Origin of the sequence: Rhizobium sp. CF122 (assembly GCF_000282035.1) — a bacterium.
Lineage (GTDB): Bacteria > Pseudomonadota > Alphaproteobacteria > Rhizobiales > Rhizobiaceae > Rhizobium.
Genome location: NZ_AKKA01000078.1, coordinates 43,903 through 65,527, shown reverse-complemented (window position 1 = coordinate 65,527; position 21,625 = coordinate 43,903). Strand labels below are relative to the sequence as shown.

Sequence of the window (21,625 nt, the reverse complement as noted above, 5' to 3'; positions counted from 1 at the left end):
CTCTTCGGCCATCGCGGCCAAAATAGGACAGCAACACTGTCCTAATTCACCTGATCTATGCCAGAAACATATTGTCTACGCAAGAGTGCAGATTCAAAAAATCGGCAGTTTGCGACCTAATATTGCCGAAACAACGCATATATGCGACATAAAATTACGCCTTTCCGCACTATTTTGTTTATTGATTGCCGAAGTCAATTTTTGTGATGGATTCCACGCCGCCTCTTTGACCAGCCGGGATGATCGCGTAGTGTCCCGCCCCGAACCCGATCCTCATCCATCCCAAGCGGTTTCCTTCCATGTATTTCGCATCCGACAACTGGGCCGGCGCCCATCGATCCATCGCCGAACGTCTGCTCCGGGAATCCGACGGCTTTGCCGCAGCTTATGGCGCGAGCGATCTCGACCGGCGCGTCGAGCGGCGCTTTGCCGAAGTCTTCGAGCGCGAGGTCGCCGTCCTCTTCGTCGGCACCGGGACGGCAGCGAACTCCTTGTCGCTCGCCAGCGTCCAACGGCCGGGCGGCATCACCTTCTGCCATTCCGAAGCGCACGTGATTGCGGACGAATGCGGCGCGCCCGACTTCTTCAGCGGGGCCCGCCTGCTCGGCGTCCCCGGCGCGGAAGGAAAGATCGATCCGACTAAACTGAAGCAGAAGGTCGCAGCTTACCCGCAAACGGCCGTGCAACACGGACGCGCAACGGCTGTAACGATCACTCAGGCGACGGAAGCCGGTACGGTCTACAGCCTGTCGGAAATCGACGAAATCGCCGCGATCGCCCAAAGGGACAACCTACCCCTCCACATGGACGGCGCACGCTTTGCCAATGCCCTCGTCTCCCTCGGTGTCAGTCCGGCCGAGATGACCTGGAAGCGCGGCATCGACATGCTGTCCTTCGGTGGCACGAAGAACGGCTGCTGGTGCGCGGAAGCGATCGTCTTCTTCAATGCGGAGCAGGCGAAAGAGATGCCGTTCATCCGCAAGCGCGCCGCCCAGCTGTTCTCGAAGTCCCGCTTCATCGCGGCCCAGTTCGATGCCTATTTCGAGAACGATCTGTGGCTCGATCTCGCTCGCCATGCGAACGGCATGTCCGATCGTCTGCGCGCCGGCATCACCGCGAGCAACCTGGCCCGCCTCGCATGGCCGACCTCGGCCAACGAAGTCTTTGCCGTCATCGCGAAGAGCGCGGCCAAAACCGCCGAGGAGAAGGGCGCGAAGTTCTATGAATGGCCGGTGTCGCCGGCAACGCCCGAACTCGTCGGCTCGGGTGAGACGCTGGTCCGCCTCGTCACCAGCTTTGCGACAGATGAGGCAGACGTCGATGGCTTCCTGGGCTGCCTTGCAGGCTGAGTCGCAGGGCTCAATTCTGATGCCCCGTCACGGCGGATTGCGGCTTGCCGCTATCCGTCGTTTTCGCGTCGTGTCCGGCCACGACAATCAGCATCACACAGGCAACCAGCCCGGATACGAAGAGTACCCCATACGTCATCGGTCCGTTCTCCTTGCCCCGAAGATCGACCATCCAGCAGGGGAGCCTAGACCCCGAACCTAACCAGATGCCTAACCCATAGGGTTGAAAGCGCCTTAAGATGGTAAGTAGTCCATTAACTTTTGAGGCAAGAGGCGAACCAGAATTGCGCCGGCATGAAGCTTTGTTGCAGGATCGGCGTGGTTGATTACCTATCCCTGACCGCCCTGCCGCAGCCGCGCTATCACGGGGCACCGGTCTGAAATCGGAAAACGGCGAAAGAGACCCGAATGGAAATCCGTCCTGAACAGCTAAGCGACATCGCGGCGATCCGTCAGATAACAAAGGCGGCGTTCGCACCGATGGACTATAGCAGCCAAACAGAAGCAGAGATCGTCGACGCTCTGCGTAATGCGGACGCCCTGATCGTCTCGCACGTCGCCGTCGAGGATGGTGCCGTTGTAGGGCATGTCGCGTTTTCGCCCGTTACGATCGATGGCGAAGACAAGGGCTGGTATGGACTCGGACCGGTCTCGGTCAGGCCGGACCGTCAAAAAGGGGGCATTGGCGGAAAACTCATTCGCGACGGGCTATCGCGACTCGCCGATATCGGAGCCAAAGGCTGCGTCGTTCTCGGCGATCCCGGCTACTATATGCGCTTCGGCTTCCAGAATGACGCCAATCTGATCTTTGAGGCTGCGCCTGCGGAATATTTCATGCGCTTGGCGTTCGACGGCGACACGCCTGCGGGCAAAGTCAGCTATCACGCTGGCTTCAACGCCACTTGATAGCGAAGCTGAGGTCTTAAAGACAAGGCTGCCTTCTCGATAACTGAGGTTAGGAAACTGGTTCGCGATTGTTCGTCCGGCGGCTGAAAGCCAACGGCTTGTCATGCGTTGGCGCGAAGGCTGCGCACCTTGCCAAGGATGTCGTCCGATAGGGCTGAAACCAGTGCCTGGTCCGCCCCCTTGCGCGGCACCAGCACAAACTCGACGTCCTCAAGCACCGGCAGCCTGCCTTTGCCGATCTCCTTCAACCCCGATGGCGCCATGCTGCGTGGCTGCACCAGAACGCCCATCCCCGCCCGCGCTGCCGCCGTCAGTCCGCTGAGGCTGCCGCAGGTACAGACGATCCGCCACGCGACCTGGCTGCGCCCCAACGCTTCGAGTGCAATGCTGCGCGTCACGCTCGGCGGCGGGAAGGCGATCAATGGCAGGAGCCCACCGCTCAAGACGTGCTCGGGATCGCGTGCTAGCCAGACCAGTGGCTCGCGATAGACCAGCCGCCCGCGTGCATCGCCGAGCCGGCGCTTCGCCAGCACGAGGTCGATCTCGCCATTATCCTGCATCTCGTAGAGCGTGCCGGAGAGCGCCACCGTCAGCTCCAAATCGACCGATGGGTGCGAGCGAACGAAATCCTCGAGCACTGCCGGTAGCTGGCTGGTCACGAAGTCTTCCGACACGCCGAGCCGCAGATTGCCCCGCAGCCTCTGCCCCCTGAATTGCGACTGAACCTGTGCCTCGATCGCCAGCATCGCCCGCGCATGGCTAAGCAGCGCCTCGCCGTCGGTCGTCAGTTGCACCTTGTGGGTGTCGCGCGCCAGCAACCGCCGTCCGACCGCGCTTTCAAGCCGCTGGATGTGCTGGCTGACGGTCGATTGGCCGAGGCCGAGCCTTTCGGCTGCCAGTGTGAAGCTTCCCATCTGTTCGACGGCAACAAAACTGCGCAGCTGCGTAAGATCAAGCATGGCAATCCAGAAATACGATAACTGTTATTCCTTGCATCCTGTATCATAATGGAAGAAAGACAAATGATCTACCGATCTCGATGAGTATCCGTCATGCGCCGTTTTCTACCCGATAACTTTACGATGCTGTTGGTCTGCACCGTCATCCTCGCCTCGCTGCTGCCCGCCAAAGGCACCTTTGTTGGCTATTTCGGGATCGCGACGAACCTGGCGGTGGCCCTCCTCTTCTTCCTGCACGGCGCCCGCCTGTCACGTGACGTCGTGATCGCCGGCCTGCTGCATTGGCGGCTGCATCTTGCGATCCTATTGACGACGTTCGGCCTGTTTCCCATCCTCGGCCTGGGTCTCGGCTTCGTGCCGGAATGGATCCTGCCGAAGCCCCTCTATCTCGGCATCCTTTATCTCTGCGTCCTGCCTTCGACGGTGCAATCCTCGATCGCCTTCACGTCCATGGCAGGCGGCAACGTGCCGGCTGCCATATGCTCGGCATCGGCCTCGAACATCTTCGGCATGTTCCTGACGCCGCTGCTCGTCGGACTGCTCTTCTCGGTCGGCGGCCATGGCAGTTTCTCATGGGACGTCCTCGGACAGATCCTCCTGCAGCTGCTGCTGCCCTTCGTCGTCGGCCAGGCGCTCCAGCCCTGGATCGGCAACTGGATCCGCGCGAAAAAGACCCTGCTGATGCCGGTTGACCGCGGCTCGATCCTGATGGTCGTCTATCTTGCCTTCAGCAAGGCGGTCGTCGAGGGGCTATGGCACACGTTCTCGATCGCCGACATTGCAGCGGTCATTATCGCCGACATGAGTCTGCTTGCTCTCGTCTTGTGCTTCACCATGTTTGGCAGCCGCCTCCTCGGCTTTAGCAAGGCCGACGAGATCACTATCACCTTCTGCGGATCGAAGAAGAGCCTCGCCAGCGGCGCGCCGATGGCCAGCGTCATCTTTGCCGGGCAATCGGTCGGCGCGATCGTGCTGCCACTGATGCTATTCCATCAGATCCAGTTGATGGTCTGCGCCGTGATCGCGCAGAAATATGCGGCGAAGGCCGCGCACCGCATCACCGAAGAGGAAGTTGAGGAGGCGGCAAGCCCAGCCTGACCTCGATAACAAAAAGGCGGCGCTCGAACGAGCGCCGCCGGCATCATTGGCCTGGGAGGACCGATTAGTTGGCGACCTGCGCCTCGATGGCCTTCGGCGCGCTGACCGGCTCAGCCGCAATCGCGATCTTGCGCGGCTTCATGGCTTCCGGAATGCTGCGAAGCAGGTCGATGTGGAGCAGACCGTTCTTCAGCGAAGCGGCAGTAACCTCCACATGGTCGGCAAGCTGGAAGCGGCGCTCGAAGGCGCGCTTGGCGATGCCGCGATAGAGGAACTCACTGCCTTCCGCATTGTCTTCGCTCTTTTCACCCTTGACGGTCAGAGCGTGGGCCTGTGCCTCGATGGAGATTTCGGTCTCATCGAAACCGGCAACGGCCATAGTAATGCGGTAGGTGTTTTCACCGGTGCGCTCGATATTGTAGGGCGGATAGGTCTGGCCCTGGTCAGGCTGACCGAGACTGTCGAGCATGGTGAAGAGACGGTCGAAACCGACGGTGGAACGATAAAGGGGAGAGAAGTCTACGTGACGCATGATGTCCTCCTTAAGGAAGCGACGTGTTGCGATAGGTGCCCCTAAAACCCCTTATTCGGCAGCTTTGGGACGGTTCTGCAGGCCCGTTTGGCGCCTGCAGGAATGAGATGGGGATGGCTTTTGCGCAGTTCAAGACCCTGGCACAGGAGCGAACTCACGTTGCGTGAACCGCATATGAATAGCCGGTTCGGAAGCCGTTCATGAGTGGGGGATTAGGAATCGTGCCATCGGGTGACACTGGCCCGATGGCTGGAGTGTATCGTCCCTTCGTCTTCAGCCCGATCTCCGGCCGGCATCGCGAAACCCCTCAAGTTCCGCATGCCGGTCTTTTTTTGATTCGAGCTCGAAGACGAGGAAATCAGGCCGATAGCTCTTTGGCGCGCGCGTTAATCTTCCTGCAGGCATCCTGGAATGGATCGCGCATCGGCAACAAATGCGAAGCGCCAAGCAGAAGAAGCGCTTTCAAATGCTTCCAGCCGCCTTCCTCGCCGAGGACCGTCGCATAGGATGTCATCGAAGTGCGCGCCTCGCCGGCATAAAGACGTTCGTACTCCGCAAAATTAGAGAAGTTTTCGTGGTTGCTGTCCGAGGGATGGAAAGTTTCGGCTGCAGCGCCCTCGGCAAGGATGACCTCATGCGTATTGAGCAGGACGGCATAGTACTCGATCGACTTATCGGCCGCAGGAACGACCGGTGCGATTGTCGTGCCGTTCACCAGATCCTTCACACGGATCAGAACGCCATTCAGGAACAGCGCATGGCCGGGCGATAGGTAGAGATCGGAATGTGGTGTTCGGCTATCCAGCGCGTGGCGCGAGACGCGGATCGGCACCACGCCTTCATGCCAGCGTGCACCACTTTTCTTGAAGACTTGGCGGCCGACCCACTTGATCGGGCGGGCATCCCCATCCGGAAGCGAAACGCGATCGCCGATGCGAAGATCCTCGACAGGCTTTTCACCGCAATCCGTGAGGATCGCCGTCCCACGCAGGAAGCACTGCGCGCCACCGCCACCGCCGCCGCCGGAACTGCCGTGTCCGCCTCCGCCAGAGCCGTTCCCGCCTCTCCCGGAGTTTCCCCTCCCCCAACGCCGGCCCATCGCGCTCGCGGGAGACGTGGAAACTGCCGTTGCTGCGGCCGCGACGCTGGCGAGCCGAGCACCGGCGGCGGCGGCCACACCTAGAAAATGCCTTCGTGCGGTATTGCGTGGCAGCTTCGGATCTTCCGTGGATGACATGCTGGCTTCCTTTGATAAGAGTAACGCCAGCCCATGTTATAATAAGTTGTATTGCATTGAACTTCGGAGAATAGCGCTAACACCTACCGAAAAGGGAGTAGGCAAGGCCGGTCGTTCGGGTCAAGGATTTGCAAGGCAACGACCAAATTCAACGTCCGATCCATCGCCCGTTACCGAAGCTTTTTTCTTTGATTTGACAGCGCGATCGCCTATCCGCTTTACTCTAGAGGCGAATCCGCGAAGGACACGATCGATCGACCATGGAACAGGTCCTTTTTTCGACCCCCGACAATCCGGCACCCGAAAACCGCACCGAAGGCTACTTGGAGACGCACGATGGCCATCGGCTGCGCTATGCCGTCTTCCGCTCTGATGCGCCGGTAGCGAAGGGCACTGTCGTCCTCCTCCAGGGCCGAAACGAATTTATCGAGAAGTATTTCGAGACGATCCGCGACCTGACGGCCAAGGGGCTCTGGGTCGCGACCTTCGATCTGCGCGGCCAGGGCGGCTCCGACCGGCTTCTGAAGAAGGGCTCCTACGGCCATGTCCGGCGCTTCATCGATTACGAGCATGACCTCGACACGTTCCTCGAGAAGATCGTGCTGCCGGATACCCGCCTGCCCTTCTTCATTCTCGCGCATTCGACCGGAGCGCTGATCGCGATGTCCGCCGCCCCGTACCTTTCGACACGCATCGAGCGGATGGTGCTGACGGCACCCTTTATCGGCCTCTCAGGTCAGGCGGCGTCGGAAGGCACCATCCGCGCCCTCGCCGGGGTCGCCTGTTCGCTCGGTCTCGGCTCGTTTCCGCTAACGCGCAAACTCAAGGAGCAGCCGTTCCGCGATAACCCCCTAACATCGGACGAGACGCGGTTCGAGCGCAACGTCGCCATTGCCGCGGCCCATCCGGAACTGACGCTTGGCCCGCCGACCGCGCGCTGGCTGCACGACTCCTTCCGGGCGATCGACCGCGTGACCTCTCCGAGCCATCTGTTTTCGATCACCATACCAACGGTCGTGATCGCGCCGACGCGCGACGCCATCGTGCCCTATATCGCGCAGGAGCGAATCTCACGCTATTTCCGCGCCGCTCAGTTCGTACCGATCAATGGTGGGCGGCATGAGGTGCTGCAGGAGCGCGATGTCTACCGCAAGGCAGCACTTGCGGCATTTCACGCCTTCATTCCCGGCAGCGATGCCGAGGCGGTCGAGGAAGTCGAAGGGTTTGGCACGTAGCCCGATCGCTATCCGAGTGACCTCTGGAAGTGCCGATTGCTGTTATCGATTGAGGACAGCCATTGCCTGTTCGTAGACGGCGCGGCTGCCTGCGGCAATGATCGAACCGCCGTTTTCCGGACGCCCGCCATCCCAGGTCGTGATGATCCCGCCGGCATTCTCGATGACGGGAATGATGCCGCCGACATCGTAGGGCTTCAGGCTGTTTTCGATCACCAGGTCAACGTGGCCGGCGGCAAGCAGCGCATAGGCGTAGCAATCCGTTCCGTAGCGGAACAGCCGCACCTGGCTTTCGATTTCCCGATATTTCTCCATTTCGACGCCTACAAAGAGATGCGGCGAGGTGGTGAAAAGGATGGCGTTCGTCAGGGCGCCGCAATCGCGAACCTGCAGCCGGCGCTCTCCCTCCGGACCGCTGTAGATGGAACCATTCGCATCCGCGAAGTAGCGTTCGCCGGTAAAGGGCTGCTCGATCATCCCCATAATGGCCCGACCGTCGCGCTGCAGACCGATCAGCGTTCCCCAGACAGGCACGCCCGAAATAAAGGCGCGCGTACCATCGATCGGGTCGATAACCCACACATATTCGCGGTCGAGGCCGACATTGCCGTGCTCTTCACCAAGAATGCCATGATCTGGAAAGTGTTTCTCGATCAGCGAGCGAATGGCGACTTCCGCAGCCCTGTCGCCCTCGGTGACCGGGTCAAAGCCGCTCGACAGCTTGTTGGTCACGTCAAGCCCGGAACGGAAACGCGGCAGCGTTTCGGCCTTGGCGGCCTCCGCAAGGCGGTTGAAGAACGAGCGATCAGGAAGCATGGTGAAATCCATCGGTGGCGCGCGAGTGGCGCTTTTCATAGCGGAATTGCGGCCGGTTGCAAACGAGAGCGGCAGCATTTAGCCGGCTGCACAATATTTTTGCACCGCAAAATTCTGATTGACAATTGTGCACCGCAATAGTAGCGTTTGCTCACAGTCTTCTGACTGTAAATACCCTCCTTGGGTGTTTCCTCCCTAGACTTGGACCGCCGTAAGGCGGTCTTTTTTTGACAGTCTTGAAGGCTTACTCGGCAGCCAGGGCAGAGTCTGTCGCGAACTGCGCCACATAGACCGCCAACTGGCGCATGAAGGCGGTGATCGCTCCGGCAACCGAAGCGAAGTCGGCCCGCTTTTCCAGCGTAATTTCGTCGACATAGATCGACCGGTTCACTTCGATCTGCAGAGCATGCAGCCCGCGTGACGGGCGGCCGTAATGCTCGGTGATGAAGCCGCCGGCATAGGGCTTGTTGCGGATCGCCGTGAAGCCCATTTCTTCGAAGATGGCGACGGCCGCGCGCGACAGTTCCGCCGAAGCGCTGGTGCCATAGCGATCGCCGATGATGAAATCCGGCCGCGCATTTGTGCCGGCGACACGGACATTGCCCGGCATGGAGTGGCAATCGATCAGCACACCAAAGCCGAACTGGACATGCGTGCGGGCGATCAACCGCCGCAGCGCCGCATGATACGGCTTATAGACGGCCTCGATGCGATCGAGCCCTTCCTGCACCGACAGCCGACGCGCATAGATTTCCATGTTCTCGGCAACGATGCGCGGAATGGTGCCGAGCCCGCCTGCGACACGCAGCGAATTGATGTTCGCGTAAGGCGGCAGCAGACCGTCGAACATACGCGGATCGAGCTCGTAGGGCTCGCGGTTCACATCCAGATAGGCGCGCGGAAAGTTGGCAAGCAGGAACGGCGCGCCGAGCGCGCTCGCATCGCCGAACAGTTCATCGACGTAGTGGTCCTCGGAACGACGTATCGAAACGCCCTCGAGCCGGGACTGAGCGATGAATTCGGGAGGATAGATGCGCCCGCTATGCGGCGAGTTGTAAACAAATGGAATGGTGTGCGACAAAGGCTCCCGGACCTCGAAAAGTGCGTATTCGGGGATTTCCTGCACCCTTTTTCCCTCTTTACCCTGCCAGGAGGCCACTGCTTCGCCCATGTTGCCAGTTGCCGCACGGCAAGTCCATACTATCTCATGGGGATGACGCCTTGGATGACCTCTTCATTGGTTGTTTACTGGCCGAACTCTAGTGTAAATGGCTGGAGCCCACGCATAAATTACTGATAAGCGGTCTGGATAATGACTCAGAAGATACTTCTTGCAGAAGACGACAACGACATGCGCCGCTTCCTTGTGAAGGCGCTTGAAAAGGCGGGCTACAAGGTCCTCTCCTACGACAACGGCGCCAGCGCCTATGACAGGCTTCGCGAAGAACCCTTCTCGCTGCTCCTGACCGATATCGTCATGCCCGAGATGGACGGAATCGAACTGGCGCGCCGCGCGACCGAGCTCGATCCGGACCTGAAGGTGATGTTCATCACCGGATTCGCGGCTGTCGCACTGAACCCTGATTCGAAGGCACCGAAGGACGCAAAGGTTCTTTCCAAGCCTTTCCACCTGCGCGACCTCGTCGAGGAAGTGAACAAAATGCTTGCCGCGTAAGGCTTCCGGCAGCGTATGTCACAAAACCGAAAAAAGCCTATTGACGGCAAAAAGGGTTTGTGGTCTATGCGCCGCCATCGGATGGGCGTGTAGCTCAGCGGGAGAGCACTACGTTGACATCGTAGGGGTCACAAGTTCGATCCTTGTCACGCCCACCATTCGAATTCAAGGGCTTAGCGGGAAACCGCTAAGCCCTTTTTCGTTCCGGTGCAGCTCGGGCATTGACTGCGTGCAGCGCCCACGAGCGGAAAGAAACGGATGGACGTCTCAACCTTTGCGCCGGCCTCCCGCCACGCTACGGGTTGTTGTAAAACGATCCGCTGTCGTAAGCGCAGGCGTAGTCAAGGACGCATTGTTTGCCCGCCGCATCCCGGAAACTAGCCGTGGTGCGCGCATAGCCCCAGCCGCATTTGGCAGGCGGATAGCGAAAGCTGCTGCCGCCGAATCCGGAGCGGACGAATACCTTCTTGTTCTGGCGGATGATCTGCGAGATCTGGCTACAGGTTGAAGAGCGCGCATCGACGTTCAGTGCCGCTGCGCAGAACGCGGCCGATGGCAGTACCAGCGTAGCAGCTAAGATCGCAGCATTGGCGGCAATGCGAGAAGCAGCGCCCATTTCGCTCCCCCGAATGTGCATGGCGGAATAAAGACTATACTCGCTTTCCGCGAGCCGACAAATCGGCAGCCCCTCAATCTTAGCTAGACTGGCAGTCTCGCTGGCAGACGAGCGTGCAGCTATCGCTCGCGATCGCTTTGCCCAAGCGCCATCCGCATGCAGAGGACGTCCGTATAGAGCGCGAAGTACACCGGGAGATCATCCGGCGTTCTCGTTCGGGTTTTCTTTGCCGATTGCCAGAATTGAAAGTCGGGCCTATCGACCAATTTCGAACACAGAACAATGGCAAGTCGCTGCCGACAAACAGCACTGCTGAGACAAGAACTACGAGGTAAAGACATGAGACTGGCAACTTTGGCCGCCGCTTCGCTCATCGCCGCGACACTGACCACGACAGCGGACGCGGCATCGCAGAATTTCCCCGGCGCGCCCGGTGCCCTGACGCTCGCCGGCAAGTGCGCCAAGCTCGTCGTCGGCAAGGTCGACGCGACGAAGGGTTGCGAAGCCGAACTTGCGAGCGTGACGCTTGTGAATGGCCAAGTCACCTTCATCTTCACCTCGGGCGGCAAGATGCTGGGCTTTCAAGGCGATGGCACGGCCATCAAGCCCGCCTCCAACGGCAACGCCCGCATGCCACTCAATCTTGTGGTGACGGGCGTCGGCCAGAAGATGACGGGTCAGGTGAAAGTTGCCGGCACCTGCACGATGGGCAACCCCTACGGCGGCAAGCCGGTTGCCATCGAATGCACGGCCGAAAGCAAGGACACGGCCTTTGCGGGCAGCTTCCGCACCAATGGCAAGGCGCCGAAGCAGAAGTAGGCCACCGTTTGCGGCTACGGGCCAGGCTCAGGCGCACCAGGCGCCATTCGCGCCGGGTTTGCGGGCCAAGCCCTCGTTGATCATCTGCACGCCGATCGACCGGCCGTCGCGCGACACGACATGCGGCGCGCCGGCCTTGCCCGGCTGCCCGGCCGGGTTCATCGAGAAGGATCCGGAGTTCAGGATGTTCAGGAGCCGCAGCTTGGCAGAGAAGCCCAGGCGCTTCTCGTTGTCACAACGGGCCGTCTCAATGCCAGGGCTCACGACGTCGGCAATGGCGATCTTCTCGCCCTTGTACCAGAACGTGCCTCCATCAGCGACGCAGTTGATGTGCTCTCCCTGCCCGCAATAACCGAACGCGGCCTTGCCGGTCTGCGCCTGCGCGGGCGAGATGGAGGCCGGGATCGCTTTTTCCGGCACGGCAGGTGCCTTGGCCGGAATAGGCACAGCGGCAGGCGGCATGATGCGTGCCGCCGCGGTGATCGAGGCGGTCTGCTTTGGGCTGGAATCGCGTGCAGGTTCGCTCCGCGCGACCAAGGCCGGCCGGGAGACGAGGGAGGCCGGCGCATGCGTGGCGAGCATCGGCTTCACGCTCTTCCAGTTGTCGTAAGTCGCAATGCCACCAACGGCGATGACGCCGATGATTGTCCAGGGAAGAGCGCTTCCGCCTCCCCTTCCCTTCGATCGTGCCGATGATTTGCGGCGGCGGGTCGCAGTCTTTGCCATCTATCCGATTCCCGTGAACGCACGGATTATCGCCGGGCAATCCTTTCCGAAAGGTTGGCAGTTCTTCATTTTCGTATGGAAGACGAGGAGCAGCGGATGTGCTGACATTTTCCCTCAGTCGGAGCTGCGCCCATCCGGGCCAGCATGTGGCTTTCCGGCGCAAGCTTGCACTCCGCTATTGGCCGGTCGCGGTCCTAGCCACCGTTGCTGCGACTTACGGGCCGTTCATCTTGCAGGAAGTAGAACCGCGGTTCGAGCGATCCCGATCATCAGAGTGACGATCCAGGATGCTCCGGAGCGCCCGACGAAAACCGCGGGCAAAAGGCATTAAAGCTACACCGCCGGGGACGCCGTGTCCGGCCTCAAGCGCGTCGGCGGATCCCAACGAGAGCCCAGCGAATTCATGATCTCGATTCTTTCCAGATCGATCTGAATATCAGCGGCCGCGCGAAGCGCTTACCATTCGATCTCGTGCTTCATGTAAATGTCGTGCGGCACCGAAGTTGTTTTCATCTTTTCTCACTGGTTGTCGCGAGTAAAAATGTCAGGGTTGCAATTAACAATTACGTCAGCGGGTCGGCTTTGCAACCGTGGAATCGTCCTCCACAGCCGGCTTCGGCCCACCCTTCGAAAGATCGCCGCCGGTTACGTGTGCGGGAACGTGAACGTCATCGAAAACGCCGTGTGGCAGCGTCAGGTCGACCTGATGTGGAGGCAGCACTTGCGCCTTCTGCATTCGGTTGGGGCGCGCCCGCTTCATTCGGTCGGATTTCTCCGTGCGTTTGTCGGGAGTGTGGGTCGAGGGGTGCATCGTCGGCCTCCTTTTTCATTGCGCATAACACTGGTGAACTAGGGACTAACGACCGCCATGTCGGATGGTTCCAAAGAAAAACAAAGCGCATCGCGCCGATCTTGACTGGCGCGAGAAGTTCACTACCTTCGCCTTATCCCACGGCCTCGGACATCGGCCGATGGGTCAACCTGGTGCCGGGCCCCTCTGGCGAGAGTTTTTACGGCGCTCTCGTGATGTCGGTACCGCCTGCAGCTTTAGCCGGCGGATTTTTCATCGATGAAAAAGCTCACCATGCCTCACGCGCATGCCTTTTGTGGTATGTCGCGTTTTTCAAGCACATATTTTCTGTTCGACATCAGTCGCGGCTGCGAGGTGCGGCCATGAACAACAGTTCCCCGCAAAAGTCAGCGCTCAGCTATTTCACCTGGGCCTTCATTTTCACCGGCCTCGGCCTGATCCTGGGGGCAGCCCTTGGCTGGCAAGCGACCGGCACCATCGGCGGCATGGCGACCGTCTTCTTCATCTGCACGGTGCTCGCCGTGCTGGAGATTTCGCTCTCCTTCGACAATGCCATTGTCAACGCCAACAAGCTGAAGGAAATGACGCCGGTCTGGCAGCATCGCTTCCTCACCTGGGGCATCGTCATCGCCGTCTTCGGCATGCGTATTATCTTTCCGCTGGCAATCGTCGCGATCGCCGCCAAGATCGGTCCATGGGAAGCCCTGGTGCTCGCTGCGCGGGAGCCTGCGGAATACGCCCGCATCATGAACGACGCGCACCTGCCGATCGCCGCCTTCGGTGGCACCTTCCTGATGATGGTCGGCCTCAACTACTTCTTCAACCATGAGAAGGACGTCCACTGGATCGCCGGGCTTGAAAAGCTCATGGCCCGCTCGGCAACGATCAAGGGTATCGAGATCGCCTTCGTTCTGGCGCTGGTTCTCGTGTTCTCGTCGTTCCTCGGCGAAGAAGAAGCCACGACCTTCGTGCATTGCGCCATCTATGGCCTTCTGACCTTCCTGGCGGTCGAGGTGATCGGCGGTCTGCTCGATGCCTCGCAGCAGACGATGAGCGCCGCCGCCAAGGGTGGTCTCGGTGCCTTCATCTATCTCGAAGTGCTGGATGCCAGCTTCTCCTTCGACGGCGTTATCGGCGCCTTCGCGCTGACGCAGAACCTCTTCGTCATCGCCATCGGCCTCGGCATCGGCGCCATGTACGTGCGCTCGATGACGATCATGCTCGTCGAAAAGGGAACACTTGCCGAATACCGCTACCTCGAGCATGGTGCCTTCTACGCGATCCTGATCCTCTCTGTGATCATGTACATCCAGACGATGTTCCATATTCCCGAGGTCATCACCGGCCTTGGCGGCGCGGCCCTGATCGGCATCTCGCTGTGGTCCTCCATCCGCTACAACAGAAAGGAGCAGGCAGAGGAGCGCGCGCAGGCGCACAAGGAACTGCACGCCTGAATCCGCTAGGCCGCACCCGATGGTGCGGCTTCATCAGGACAAAAAATAAAGCCCGCGACCCATCCGGTTGCGGGCTGTTTTGTATCTGGCGATCGCGGACCGCCAAAACCACGCCGAAGCGCAGATAAGTTTAGTGGTTGATTCTGCCGAACATGCTCGGGTCGATGCCGAGTTCGCGCAGGTCGCGGGCCTTCGGGCGACGGCCAGCTTCGATGCTGGCGCTCACGGCATTTGCGGCACCGATCACCGCAAAGGCGCGGCCAAGGAAACCATCGCGAACGGACTTACGGAAGGACATTTTCTTTCTCGCTTTGCTTTATGATTGACAGCTCGGATGTGGCGAGGCGCAGGCCGCCCCACAAGCGACGGAAATTCAGCCCTGCTATGCAAGAACACGCGATCAGCGGGCTTCGCTGGCTTGAAGAAAGAGCTGCTCCTCAAACCAGGCAGGACCTGTCTCCCTTGTCACCAGACGAAAAGGCCGGCGATGTTTCCATCGCCGGCCGCAATTGAGGGGTTCGGGCAGTCTTTTTCTTTTAGTCCTCGTTTGCCGCAAGCTGGGACAGAACTTCGCCGCGTCCGCGCAACCGCAAGATCAGCGGGATGATGAAGGCTGCCGCGGCAACGATCAGCAATCCGGCGGCAATCGGCGACATCACCAACGTCGTCACATCGCCCTGGCTGATGGCGAGCGCGCGGCGCAGCTGCTGCTCGGCCAGCGGGCCAAGGATCAGGCCGACGACAGCAGGCGCAATCGGATAGCCGAAGAGCCGCATGATGTAGCCGAGGACGCCAAAGGCGAGCAGCATGCCGAGCTCGAACACCGATGGGTTGGCGCCGATCGTGCCGAGCGTCGCAAACAGCAGGATGCCGGCATAGAGCCATGGCTTCGGGATCGTCAGCAGGCGAACCCAGAGACCGATCAGCGGCAGATTGAGCACCAGCAGCATCGCATTGGCGATCAGAAGGCTGGCAATTAGACCCCAGACGATTTGCGGGTTGTTCGCAAACAGCAGCGGACCCGGCTGCAAACCGTATTGCTGGAAACCGGCGAGCATGATCGCCGCCGTCGCCGTGGTCGGCAGGCCGAGCGTCAGCAGCGGCACCAGCGTTCCGGCCGCCGACGCATTGTTCGCAGCCTCGGGACCGGCAACGCCTTCGATGGCTCCCTTGCCGAACTCTTCCGGGTTCTTCGCGAGGCGCTTTTCCGTAGCATAAGAGAGGAACGTACCGATCTCGGCACCGCCGGCCGGCATCGCGCCGATCGGGAAGCCGATCAACGTGCCGCGTAGCCAAGCCTTCCACGAGCGTCCCCAATCCTGCCGCGTCATCCACAGCGAGCCCCTGACAGCCTCGACCTTCTCCTCACCACGATTGCCCTGGGCAGCGATATAAAGCGTCTCGCCGATCGCAAACATCGCGACCGCAAGCGTCGTCACCTCGACGCCGTCGAGCAGATCGGGAACGCCAAACGTAAGACGCGCCTGTCCTGTTTGTTGGTCGATGCCGACCATGGCAAGCGCAAAGCCGATGAAGAGCGACGTCAGGCCCCGCAGAGCCGAATCCCCGAAAGCCGAGGAGACGGTCACGAAGGCGAGAACCATGAGGGCGAAATACTCGCGCGGTCCGAAAATCAGCGCAAGCTTGACGATGTAGGGAGCGATGAAAGCAAGGCCGAGCGTTGCGATCAGTCCCGCGACGAACGAGCCGATCGCGGCTGTCGCGAGCGCCGGCCCACCGCGTCCGGCCCGCGCCATCTTGTTGCCCTCGAGCGCGGTGACGATCGAGGCGCTTTCTCCAGGTGTATTGAGAAGGATGGACGTCGTCGACCCACCATACATGCCGCCGTAGTAGATGCCGGCGAACATGATCAGCGAACCGGCCGGGTCGAGCTTGTAGGTGACAGGAAGAAGAAGCGCGACGGTCAGCGCCGGGCCGATGCCCGGCAGCACGCCAACCGCAGTGCCGAGCGTAACGCCGACGAGCGCATAGAGCAGGTTCATCGGCTGCATGGCGACCAGGATGCCCTGGAAGAGGAATTCGAAGGTGCTCATCGCATCCAATCCTAGAAAAAGATTCGTTCGAACGGCCCGGCAGGCAGGGTCAGCTGCAAAAGCTTCGCGAAGATCACCCAGACGACGAAGCTGAAGGCGATGCCCGCAGGGATCGAGATCCAAAGTTTGCGACGTCCGAAGCCGGCCGCCGTGAACGCAAAGAGAATGCCGGTTGCGATCGAAAAGCCTGCTGTCTTGAGAAGCAGCATCTGCGCGGCAAGGCCGGCGACAATCCAGATGACAGGAGCGACTTCCTGATGCTCCCGCTCCGGAAACTCGTTGCGCCAGGCTTCGAAAACGGTCCAGATGCCGAGACCGATCAGCCCGAAGGCCACGACCTTGGGTGCGGTTGCCGGACCGATACGGTCATACTGGGCGATGGCGCGCATGTGCGAGGCATCCCAAAGCATGACGGCGGCGACGACGAAAAGACAGATGGCGATGACCAGCGCCGCCCAGTCGGGGCGGCGCTTCGTTGCCAAGGGTTCGTTACCCCTGCTCATTGAACAAGTCCGATCTCTTTGAGGATGGTTTCGGTTGCCGAAACGTCCTTGTCGAGCTGTGCCTTGAAAGCATCGCCGGCGAGGTAGGTATCAGCCCAGCCCTTGGTCTTCAGGATTTCCTGCCAACCGGCGGACTTCGAAAGCTTGTCGAAATCGGCGGTGATCGCAGCCGTCTGCTCGGCCGAAAGACCAGGTGCTGCAGCAACCATGCGCCAGTTCTGGACAGCGACGTCAAGGCCCGACTCCTTCAGCGTCGGCGCGTCGACGCCCTCGATGCGCTTGTCACTGGAAACAGCCAGAAGCCGGAGCTGCCCAGCCTTCACCTGCGATTCGAATTCTCCGTAGCCGGAAATGCCCGCGGTAACCTGCCCACCGAGAATAGCAGCCAAAGCTTCACCACCGCCGGAGAAGGCGACATAGTTGATCTTCGTCGGGTCGACGCCGGCAGCCTTGGCGATCAGACCGACTGCGATATGGTCGGTGCCGCCTGCCGAACCACCGCCCCAGGAAACCGAGCCCGGATCCTGCTTCAGCTTGGCAACGAGATCGGCCATCGTTTTGATGTCGGACGCAGCCGGGACGACGATCGCCTCGTATTCGCCGGTGAGGCGGGCAATCGGCGTGACGTCCTTGAGGGTGACTGGCGACTTGTTGGTCAGTATCGCGCCGACCATGACGTAGCCGCCAACGATCAGTGCGTTCGGGTTGCCGTTGTTCTGGCCGGTGAACTGGGCGAGACCGATGGTGCCGCCGGCGCCAGGAACGTTCTGAACCTGAACGTTGCCTGAGATGCCTTCCTTCTGCATGACGGTCTGGAGCGAACGGGCGGTCTGATCCCAACCGCCGCCGGGGGCGGCCGGGGCGATGATGGTGTAGTCGGCCGCATGGGCCGGCAACGCGATCGCAGCTGCAAAAATGGTTGCAAGGAAAGTATGCTTCACGAGTATGTCCTCCGTGGGCGCGGCTGAGGAACCGCGCGTTGTTCTCGATGGAATCGGGAAGGACACCGCAGACGGACTTCAAGGTCCGATATGGCCGGCAAGCTCCTCCCGAAACTTCACCTCTCCGCCTCCACGGAGCTGAAGTTCTGCAAAACGGACCACAACAAGCTGTCATTTAGCTGACACCGGCCAAGTATCCACCCCATAGCGACACTTTTTTGCCGCAATTGGTCCTGGCCGGGCGACATCGCAGAATTCGGCCGCGATGGAACTTGTCCGCGGCCCAGGCGTTAAGCAGGCCTAGGAGGATTGGGCCATGAGTTCTCACATCGATACCAAGCAAATCGAAAATGAGGGCTTACGACAGGTGTGGAGCGTGCGCGATTTCGCGCGCCGTCACCGGTTGGACAAGGAAGAGGAGAAGCGTCTCCTCGCGCTTTTCGGATCCTTCGCGACCAAGCAGGAATTGCTGGCCAACGCCCAGCGGCCCTGCCTGTTCCGGTAGCCCATTCCGCGAGGAACTCCCTATTGCGTGCGCAGCACTTCGTTCCAGTGCGCGATCAGTCGCGCGCGCTTCACCTGATCCAGATAGACCATCAATCCAGGGCTGACGGGAACGGGCCGTAATTGTGCGCCCAAGAGTTCCTGCATCGTATTGGCGGTATTTTCCCCCGCGACCTCGGGACTGACGGCCGGGATCTGCAATTCCCGCGCCATGATCGTCTGCCCCTCCTTCGACATGAAGAAGGATAGGTAGCGACGTCCCAGCTCGGGCTCACCAGCCGCCTGCGGGACAAGGCCGATACGCGACATCACGACGGTATAGTCCTTTGGCAAAACGATCCCGACATTAGGGTGACGCTTCGCCCAATCAGCGGCGTAGGAGCCGAGAATGTTGTAACCTAGAACGAAACGACCGTCTGAGACGCGCTCAAGAATGGCCGAGCTCGTTGAATAGAGCTTGACGCCGGCCGCCCCCATGGCACCGATCACCGACCAGATATCCCCGAACTGCTCCTGGTCGCGCGCCATGAACAGGAAACCGACGCCGGAGCGCTCGATGTCATAGGTGCCGATCCGGCCGTGCACCGCATCGCCCTTGCGCTTGAGGTAATCGACGAATTCGGCGCGCGAACTCGGCGGCGACTCACTGGCGAAGCTCGGCTTGTGATAGACGAACACCGCCGGCTCGAAGGTCAGCGCGTAAGCGGTATTGCGCCAATTGGCCCATTTCGGCCAGCGGGCGCTCATCGGCAGGTTGCTCACCTGCGCATAGCCGTCGTTGGAGAGCTTCACCTGCAGGTCCATTGCCGACGAGAAGGCGAAATCCGCCGTACGCTTGCCGGAATCCGTCTCGCGCACGATGCGGTCGTAGATTTCCCCCGTTAGCATGTCTTCGTACCTGACCGCCACATCAGGGTTCGCCCCCTGGAACCCATGGATCATCGGCTGCGCCAGAGGCTCGTCGAGCGATGAATAGACGACAAGCGTCGGAGCCTCCGCATTGCCGGAGCGCGCGGGATAGAACACCTCGTCCGCAGCCGCAAAGCCGGGACAGAGACACAGCAACAGGAAAAGAACGCTCCTCATTGCACGACAATGCACGAGCGGCCACGATCCAGCAAGCCAGCGCGTCAGCCCCATTTGGCGCCCCCACCAAAACCGAAAAATCGCTATGACATCTTCGCACCCACCCTGTATCCTTTTCAAAAATCAAGGGAACATCCGTGCGCATTCTACTGGTGGAGGACAATATCGCGCTGGCCGACGGGCTTTCGGCCATCCTGCGCGGCACCGGCCATGCCGTCGACGTCGTGCATGACGGTGCCTCTGCTAACGCTGTCACGGCGGCCGAGAATTTCGATCTCGTCGTGCTCGACCTGAACCTGCCCGAGATGGACGGCCTGGAGGTGCTGCGCGCCATGCGCGCCCGGCAGAACCGGTCGGCCGTTCTCATCCTGACGGCGCGGGGCGCACCGGAAGAACGGGTCAAGGGCCTTGATCTCGGCGCCGACGATTACCTCATCAAGCCCTTCGACATCTCGGAATTCGAAGCCCGCGTTCGCGTTCTGCTGCGCCGCCAGGCCGGTCTGCATTCGGCGACCGTCAGCTTCGGCGGCCTCTCGCTCGATCTCAATTCGCGCGCCTTCTCCGCCGGCTCGACACCGCTGGACATTCCCGCCCGCGAGCTTGGCCTTCTTGAAATCCTCTTCATGCGCGCAGGAAAGGTCGTTGCCAAGGAAGCGATCATCCAGTCGCTGACCGCCTTCGACGACGACATCTCGGCCAATGCGATCGAGCAATATGTCAGCCGTTTGAGGAAGCGGCTGTCGCCCTATGGCCTCACCGTGAAGACGGCACGCGGTATCGGCTACTATCTCGACAAGCTGCCCGAGGCCCCATGACAACAGCTTATTCGCTAAGACGAAGGCTCTTGTTCTGGCTGCTGATCTCGACCGCCATCATCGGCATGGTCGCGCTTGCGGACACCTACCGCGAGGCCGTGCAGACCTCCAACATCGTATCGGACCGGGTGCTAGCCGGCTCGGCACTCGCCATCGCCGAACGCGTGGTCGTCGCGGAAGATGGCACGCTCGAGGTCGATATCCCCTATGTCGCGCTGGAGATGCTGACCTCGGCAGCACAGGACCGCGTCTTCTACCGCGTCGACGGGCCGCCCGGAAAATTCATCACCGGCTACCAGGCGCTTCCGGTCCTTGCCGAAACCGTGGGTGACACCGCCGCCTTTGCTGATGATACGTTCCGTGGCGAGCCGATCCGTGTCGCAACGCTCAAGCGCTCGGCCTCGACAGGTATCCGCTCCGTGCCCTTCGCCGTTACCGTCGCCGAAACCACGATTGCCCGCCGTCAGCTTGCCCGCGCCATCCTCTTCCGCTCGGCGCTCCGCCTCTCCTTGATGATCGCAGGGGCTGCCGTCATCGTCTGGATCTCGGTCACCGTCGCGCTGCGTCCGCTTTACAAGCTGCGCGACGCGATTGGCGAGCGCAGCCCCGACGATCTCCACCCGATCGAACAATCGGTTCCAAGCGAGGTGCAGCCGCTGGTCGATACGGTCAACGGCTTCATGGTGCGCCTGGAATCGGCGCTCGATGCGCTTCGCAACTTCACCGGCAACGCCAGCCACCAGTTGCGTACCCCGCTTGCGATCATCCGCACGCAGCTCGCGCTATCGGCCCGTGCCGGCACATTGGTCGAAGCACAAGGATCGGCCTTGAAGGGCGATCAGGCCGTTGCTCATGCCGAACGAATCCTCGCGCAATTGCTGCTGATGGCGAAGATCGATGCCGCAACGGCCAAGGAGGCGCTGACCGCGTCCTCGATCGACCTGACGGCCATCGCTCAGGAAATCACCGGGGAGCTCATCCCGGCCGCCGCCGAGGCCGGCATCGACCTCGGCTTCGAAGGTGACCGCCCTGCGCTCGTCCGTGCCGAGCCTTTGCTGATCGGCGAACTGCTACGCAACCTTGCTGGAAACGCCATCGCCTATGCAGGCAAGGGCGCAGAGGTGACCGTCCGGATATCCGAGACGGATGACACCGTCTGCCTCGACGTCGAGGACAATGGCCCCGGCATTCCGTCCGATAAGCTTGCCGCCGTCCGGCAGCGTTTTTCGCGTGGCAGCGATTCCGGCGCGCCGGGCGCCGGGCTCGGACTGCCGATCGTCGAGGAGATCGCGGGCCTCTTCAATGCGGCGCTGACGCTGGAGCCCGGCGCGAACGGAAAGGGCCTCAAAGCCTCAGTGAATTTTGCGAAGGCTGCCTAAAGGGTTAGCCGGCTTTGCCTTACCGACTTGCATTCTTTCGCTGCATTGCACACACTGCCATCAGGGAATAGCAAATGCCGTCAACGATACGGCAGCGGACAAGGCAATAC

Annotated in this window: 24 protein-coding genes and 1 tRNA gene; 11 read left to right on the top strand and 14 right to left on the bottom strand. The window is 60.8% G+C overall.

Features of this window, described 5'->3' with window-relative positions:
• The first annotated feature begins 299 nt into the window (after positions 1 to 299).
• Positions 300 to 1,349 carry a threonine aldolase family protein gene (locus PMI09_RS18735; RefSeq protein ID WP_007797820.1) on the top strand — a complete coding sequence of 350 codons (1,050 nt, stop codon included), beginning with the start codon at positions 300 to 302 and terminating at the stop codon, positions 1,347 to 1,349.
• Between the two features lie 10 nt (positions 1,350 to 1,359).
• On the opposite strand, the gene PMI09_RS32550 is transcribed toward PMI09_RS18735, so the two are convergent.
• Positions 1,360 to 1,488, bottom strand: coding sequence for a hypothetical protein (locus PMI09_RS32550; protein WP_259128832.1), 129 nt, complete (start codon positions 1,486 to 1,488; stop codon positions 1,360 to 1,362).
• Between the two features lie 269 nt (positions 1,489 to 1,757).
• On the opposite strand from PMI09_RS32550, the gene PMI09_RS18730 reads away from it, so the two are divergent.
• Positions 1,758 to 2,255: a GNAT family N-acetyltransferase gene (locus tag PMI09_RS18730; RefSeq protein WP_007797812.1), complete on the top strand. Its 498-nt coding sequence runs from the start codon at positions 1,758 to 1,760 to the stop codon at positions 2,253 to 2,255.
• A gap of 101 nt (positions 2,256 to 2,356) precedes the next feature.
• Here PMI09_RS18730 and PMI09_RS18725 read toward each other — a convergent pair whose 3' ends face one another.
• Complete coding sequence (locus PMI09_RS18725; protein ID WP_007797809.1) at positions 2,357 to 3,214, bottom strand: LysR family transcriptional regulator; 858 nt, start codon at positions 3,212 to 3,214, stop codon at positions 2,357 to 2,359.
• Positions 3,215 to 3,307: 93 nt separating this feature from the next.
• Here PMI09_RS18725 and PMI09_RS18720 point away from each other — a divergent pair, with 93 nt between their 5' ends.
• Positions 3,308 to 4,312, top strand: coding sequence for a bile acid:sodium symporter family protein (locus tag PMI09_RS18720; RefSeq protein WP_007797806.1), 1,005 nt, complete (start codon positions 3,308 to 3,310; stop codon positions 4,310 to 4,312).
• A gap of 64 nt (positions 4,313 to 4,376) precedes the next feature.
• On the opposite strand, the gene PMI09_RS18715 is transcribed toward PMI09_RS18720, so the two are convergent.
• Entirely contained in the window at positions 4,377 to 4,844 is a 468-nt protein-coding gene (locus tag PMI09_RS18715; RefSeq protein WP_007797803.1) for an Hsp20 family protein, read from the bottom strand.
• A 358-nt stretch (positions 4,845 to 5,202) separates the two neighbouring features.
• Positions 5,203 to 6,081, bottom strand: a complete 879-nt coding sequence (locus PMI09_RS18710) for a Hint domain-containing protein (protein ID WP_007797800.1) — start codon at positions 6,079 to 6,081, stop codon at positions 5,203 to 5,205.
• Positions 6,082 to 6,341: 260 nt separating this feature from the next.
• Between PMI09_RS18710 and PMI09_RS18705 the strand changes: the two genes are divergently transcribed.
• Positions 6,342 to 7,316 carry an alpha/beta fold hydrolase gene (locus tag PMI09_RS18705; RefSeq protein ID WP_007797798.1) on the top strand — a complete coding sequence of 325 codons (975 nt, stop codon included), beginning with the start codon at positions 6,342 to 6,344 and terminating at the stop codon, positions 7,314 to 7,316.
• A gap of 42 nt (positions 7,317 to 7,358) precedes the next feature.
• Here PMI09_RS18705 and hisN read toward each other — a convergent pair whose 3' ends face one another.
• Complete coding sequence (gene hisN / locus PMI09_RS18700; protein WP_037083526.1) at positions 7,359 to 8,132, bottom strand: histidinol-phosphatase; 774 nt, start codon at positions 8,130 to 8,132, stop codon at positions 7,359 to 7,361.
• 244 nt (positions 8,133 to 8,376) lie between these two features.
• Positions 8,377 to 9,258, bottom strand: coding sequence for an N-formylglutamate amidohydrolase (locus tag PMI09_RS18695; protein ID WP_037083505.1), 882 nt, complete (start codon positions 9,256 to 9,258; stop codon positions 8,377 to 8,379).
• A gap of 186 nt (positions 9,259 to 9,444) precedes the next feature.
• Between PMI09_RS18695 and cpdR1 the strand changes: the two genes are divergently transcribed.
• Entirely contained in the window at positions 9,445 to 9,807 is a 363-nt protein-coding gene (gene cpdR1, locus PMI09_RS18690) for a response regulator CpdR1 (RefSeq protein WP_007527565.1), read from the top strand.
• An 83-nt stretch (positions 9,808 to 9,890) separates the two neighbouring features.
• Positions 9,891 to 9,965, top strand: a tRNA-Val gene (locus tag PMI09_RS18685).
• 137 nt (positions 9,966 to 10,102) lie between these two features.
• Here the strand turns inward: PMI09_RS18685 and PMI09_RS18680 are convergent.
• Positions 10,103 to 10,423: a hypothetical protein gene (locus PMI09_RS18680; protein WP_007797788.1), complete on the bottom strand. Its 321-nt coding sequence runs from the start codon at positions 10,421 to 10,423 to the stop codon at positions 10,103 to 10,105.
• Between the two features lie 339 nt (positions 10,424 to 10,762).
• Between PMI09_RS18680 and PMI09_RS18675 the strand changes: the two genes are divergently transcribed.
• Positions 10,763 to 11,242: a hypothetical protein gene (locus PMI09_RS18675; protein ID WP_007797784.1), complete on the top strand. Its 480-nt coding sequence runs from the start codon at positions 10,763 to 10,765 to the stop codon at positions 11,240 to 11,242.
• A gap of 27 nt (positions 11,243 to 11,269) precedes the next feature.
• Here the strand turns inward: PMI09_RS18675 and PMI09_RS18670 are convergent, their stop codons facing one another.
• Positions 11,270 to 11,968: a hypothetical protein gene (locus PMI09_RS18670; protein WP_007797781.1), complete on the bottom strand. Its 699-nt coding sequence runs from the start codon at positions 11,966 to 11,968 to the stop codon at positions 11,270 to 11,272.
• A 568-nt stretch (positions 11,969 to 12,536) separates the two neighbouring features.
• Positions 12,537 to 12,779, bottom strand: coding sequence for a hypothetical protein (locus tag PMI09_RS18665; protein ID WP_007797778.1), 243 nt, complete (start codon positions 12,777 to 12,779; stop codon positions 12,537 to 12,539).
• A 362-nt stretch (positions 12,780 to 13,141) separates the two neighbouring features.
• Here PMI09_RS18665 and PMI09_RS18660 point away from each other — a divergent pair, with 362 nt between their 5' ends.
• Entirely contained in the window at positions 13,142 to 14,233 is a 1,092-nt protein-coding gene (locus PMI09_RS18660; protein WP_007797775.1) for a DUF475 domain-containing protein, read from the top strand.
• Between the two features lie 130 nt (positions 14,234 to 14,363).
• Here the strand turns inward: PMI09_RS18660 and PMI09_RS31765 are convergent, their stop codons facing one another.
• From PMI09_RS31765 to PMI09_RS18645, 4 genes are all read right to left on the bottom strand, one after another.
• Positions 14,364 to 14,531 (bottom strand): hypothetical protein, encoded by a 168-nt coding sequence (locus tag PMI09_RS31765; protein ID WP_007797771.1) that lies wholly within the window; start codon positions 14,529 to 14,531, stop codon positions 14,364 to 14,366.
• Positions 14,532 to 14,769: 238 nt separating this feature from the next.
• Complete coding sequence (locus tag PMI09_RS18655) at positions 14,770 to 16,287, bottom strand: tripartite tricarboxylate transporter permease (protein ID WP_007797767.1); 1,518 nt, start codon at positions 16,285 to 16,287, stop codon at positions 14,770 to 14,772.
• An 11-nt stretch (positions 16,288 to 16,298) separates the two neighbouring features.
• Positions 16,299 to 16,790, bottom strand: coding sequence for a tripartite tricarboxylate transporter TctB family protein (locus PMI09_RS18650; RefSeq protein ID WP_007797765.1), 492 nt, complete (start codon positions 16,788 to 16,790; stop codon positions 16,299 to 16,301).
• Positions 16,787 to 17,731 carry a Bug family tripartite tricarboxylate transporter substrate binding protein gene (locus PMI09_RS18645; protein WP_007797763.1) on the bottom strand — a complete coding sequence of 315 codons (945 nt, stop codon included), beginning with the start codon at positions 17,729 to 17,731 and terminating at the stop codon, positions 16,787 to 16,789. The genes PMI09_RS18650 and PMI09_RS18645 overlap by 4 nt, the downstream gene beginning before the upstream one ends.
• 316 nt (positions 17,732 to 18,047) lie before the next feature.
• Here PMI09_RS18645 and PMI09_RS18640 point away from each other — a divergent pair, with 316 nt between their 5' ends.
• The gene (locus tag PMI09_RS18640; RefSeq protein WP_007797757.1) at positions 18,048 to 18,236 is read left to right on the top strand and encodes a hypothetical protein; all 189 of its coding nucleotides are present in this window, start codon (positions 18,048 to 18,050) and stop codon (positions 18,234 to 18,236) included.
• A 20-nt stretch (positions 18,237 to 18,256) separates the two neighbouring features.
• On the opposite strand, the gene PMI09_RS18635 is transcribed toward PMI09_RS18640, so the two are convergent.
• A complete protein-coding gene (locus tag PMI09_RS18635) occupies positions 18,257 to 19,321 on the bottom strand; it encodes an ABC transporter substrate-binding protein (RefSeq protein WP_037083523.1) in 1,065 nt (354 codons plus the stop codon).
• Between the two features lie 137 nt (positions 19,322 to 19,458).
• Here PMI09_RS18635 and PMI09_RS18630 point away from each other — a divergent pair, with 137 nt between their 5' ends.
• Positions 19,459 to 20,136 carry a response regulator gene (locus PMI09_RS18630; protein WP_007797751.1) on the top strand — a complete coding sequence of 226 codons (678 nt, stop codon included), beginning with the start codon at positions 19,459 to 19,461 and terminating at the stop codon, positions 20,134 to 20,136.
• Positions 20,133 to 21,515, top strand: a complete 1,383-nt coding sequence (locus tag PMI09_RS18625; protein WP_007797749.1) for a sensor histidine kinase — start codon at positions 20,133 to 20,135, stop codon at positions 21,513 to 21,515. The genes PMI09_RS18630 and PMI09_RS18625 overlap by 4 nt, the downstream gene beginning before the upstream one ends.
• The last annotated feature ends 110 nt before the right edge of the window (positions 21,516 to 21,625 follow it).

What these genes read in the sequence shown, in the direction of transcription:
- PMI09_RS18655 (WP_007797767.1), bottom strand. Translation starts at nt 16,287, where the DNA reads ATGAGCACCTTCGAATTCCTCTTCCAGGGCATCCTGGTCGCCATGCAG.
- PMI09_RS18705 (WP_007797798.1), top strand. Translation starts at nt 6,342, where the DNA reads ATGGAACAGGTCCTTTTTTCGACCCCCGACAATCCGGCACCCGAAAAC.
- PMI09_RS18640 (WP_007797757.1), top strand. Translation starts at nt 18,048, where the DNA reads ATGAGTTCTCACATCGATACCAAGCAAATCGAAAATGAGGGCTTACGA.
- PMI09_RS18635 (WP_037083523.1), bottom strand. Translation starts at nt 19,321, where the DNA reads ATGAGGAGCGTTCTTTTCCTGTTGCTGTGTCTCTGTCCCGGCTTTGCG.
- PMI09_RS18715 (WP_007797803.1), bottom strand. Translation starts at nt 4,844, where the DNA reads ATGCGTCACGTAGACTTCTCTCCCCTTTATCGTTCCACCGTCGGTTTC.
- cpdR1 (WP_007527565.1), top strand. Translation starts at nt 9,445, where the DNA reads ATGACTCAGAAGATACTTCTTGCAGAAGACGACAACGACATGCGCCGC.
- hisN (WP_037083526.1), bottom strand. Translation starts at nt 8,132, where the DNA reads ATGCTTCCTGATCGCTCGTTCTTCAACCGCCTTGCGGAGGCCGCCAAG.
- PMI09_RS18710 (WP_007797800.1), bottom strand. Translation starts at nt 6,081, where the DNA reads ATGTCATCCACGGAAGATCCGAAGCTGCCACGCAATACCGCACGAAGG.
- PMI09_RS18730 (WP_007797812.1), top strand. Translation starts at nt 1,758, where the DNA reads ATGGAAATCCGTCCTGAACAGCTAAGCGACATCGCGGCGATCCGTCAG.
- PMI09_RS18680 (WP_007797788.1), bottom strand. Translation starts at nt 10,423, where the DNA reads ATGGGCGCTGCTTCTCGCATTGCCGCCAATGCTGCGATCTTAGCTGCT.
- PMI09_RS18725 (WP_007797809.1), bottom strand. Translation starts at nt 3,214, where the DNA reads ATGCTTGATCTTACGCAGCTGCGCAGTTTTGTTGCCGTCGAACAGATG.
- PMI09_RS18660 (WP_007797775.1), top strand. Translation starts at nt 13,142, where the DNA reads ATGAACAACAGTTCCCCGCAAAAGTCAGCGCTCAGCTATTTCACCTGG.
- PMI09_RS18625 (WP_007797749.1), top strand. Translation starts at nt 20,133, where the DNA reads ATGACAACAGCTTATTCGCTAAGACGAAGGCTCTTGTTCTGGCTGCTG.
- PMI09_RS18735 (WP_007797820.1), top strand. Translation starts at nt 300, where the DNA reads ATGTATTTCGCATCCGACAACTGGGCCGGCGCCCATCGATCCATCGCC.
- PMI09_RS32550 (WP_259128832.1), bottom strand. Translation starts at nt 1,488, where the DNA reads ATGACGTATGGGGTACTCTTCGTATCCGGGCTGGTTGCCTGTGTGATG.
- PMI09_RS18720 (WP_007797806.1), top strand. Translation starts at nt 3,308, where the DNA reads ATGCGCCGTTTTCTACCCGATAACTTTACGATGCTGTTGGTCTGCACC.
- PMI09_RS31765 (WP_007797771.1), bottom strand. Translation starts at nt 14,531, where the DNA reads ATGTCCTTCCGTAAGTCCGTTCGCGATGGTTTCCTTGGCCGCGCCTTT.
- PMI09_RS18675 (WP_007797784.1), top strand. Translation starts at nt 10,763, where the DNA reads ATGAGACTGGCAACTTTGGCCGCCGCTTCGCTCATCGCCGCGACACTG.
- PMI09_RS18665 (WP_007797778.1), bottom strand. Translation starts at nt 12,779, where the DNA reads ATGCACCCCTCGACCCACACTCCCGACAAACGCACGGAGAAATCCGAC.
- PMI09_RS18670 (WP_007797781.1), bottom strand. Translation starts at nt 11,968, where the DNA reads ATGGCAAAGACTGCGACCCGCCGCCGCAAATCATCGGCACGATCGAAG.
- PMI09_RS18650 (WP_007797765.1), bottom strand. Translation starts at nt 16,790, where the DNA reads ATGAGCAGGGGTAACGAACCCTTGGCAACGAAGCGCCGCCCCGACTGG.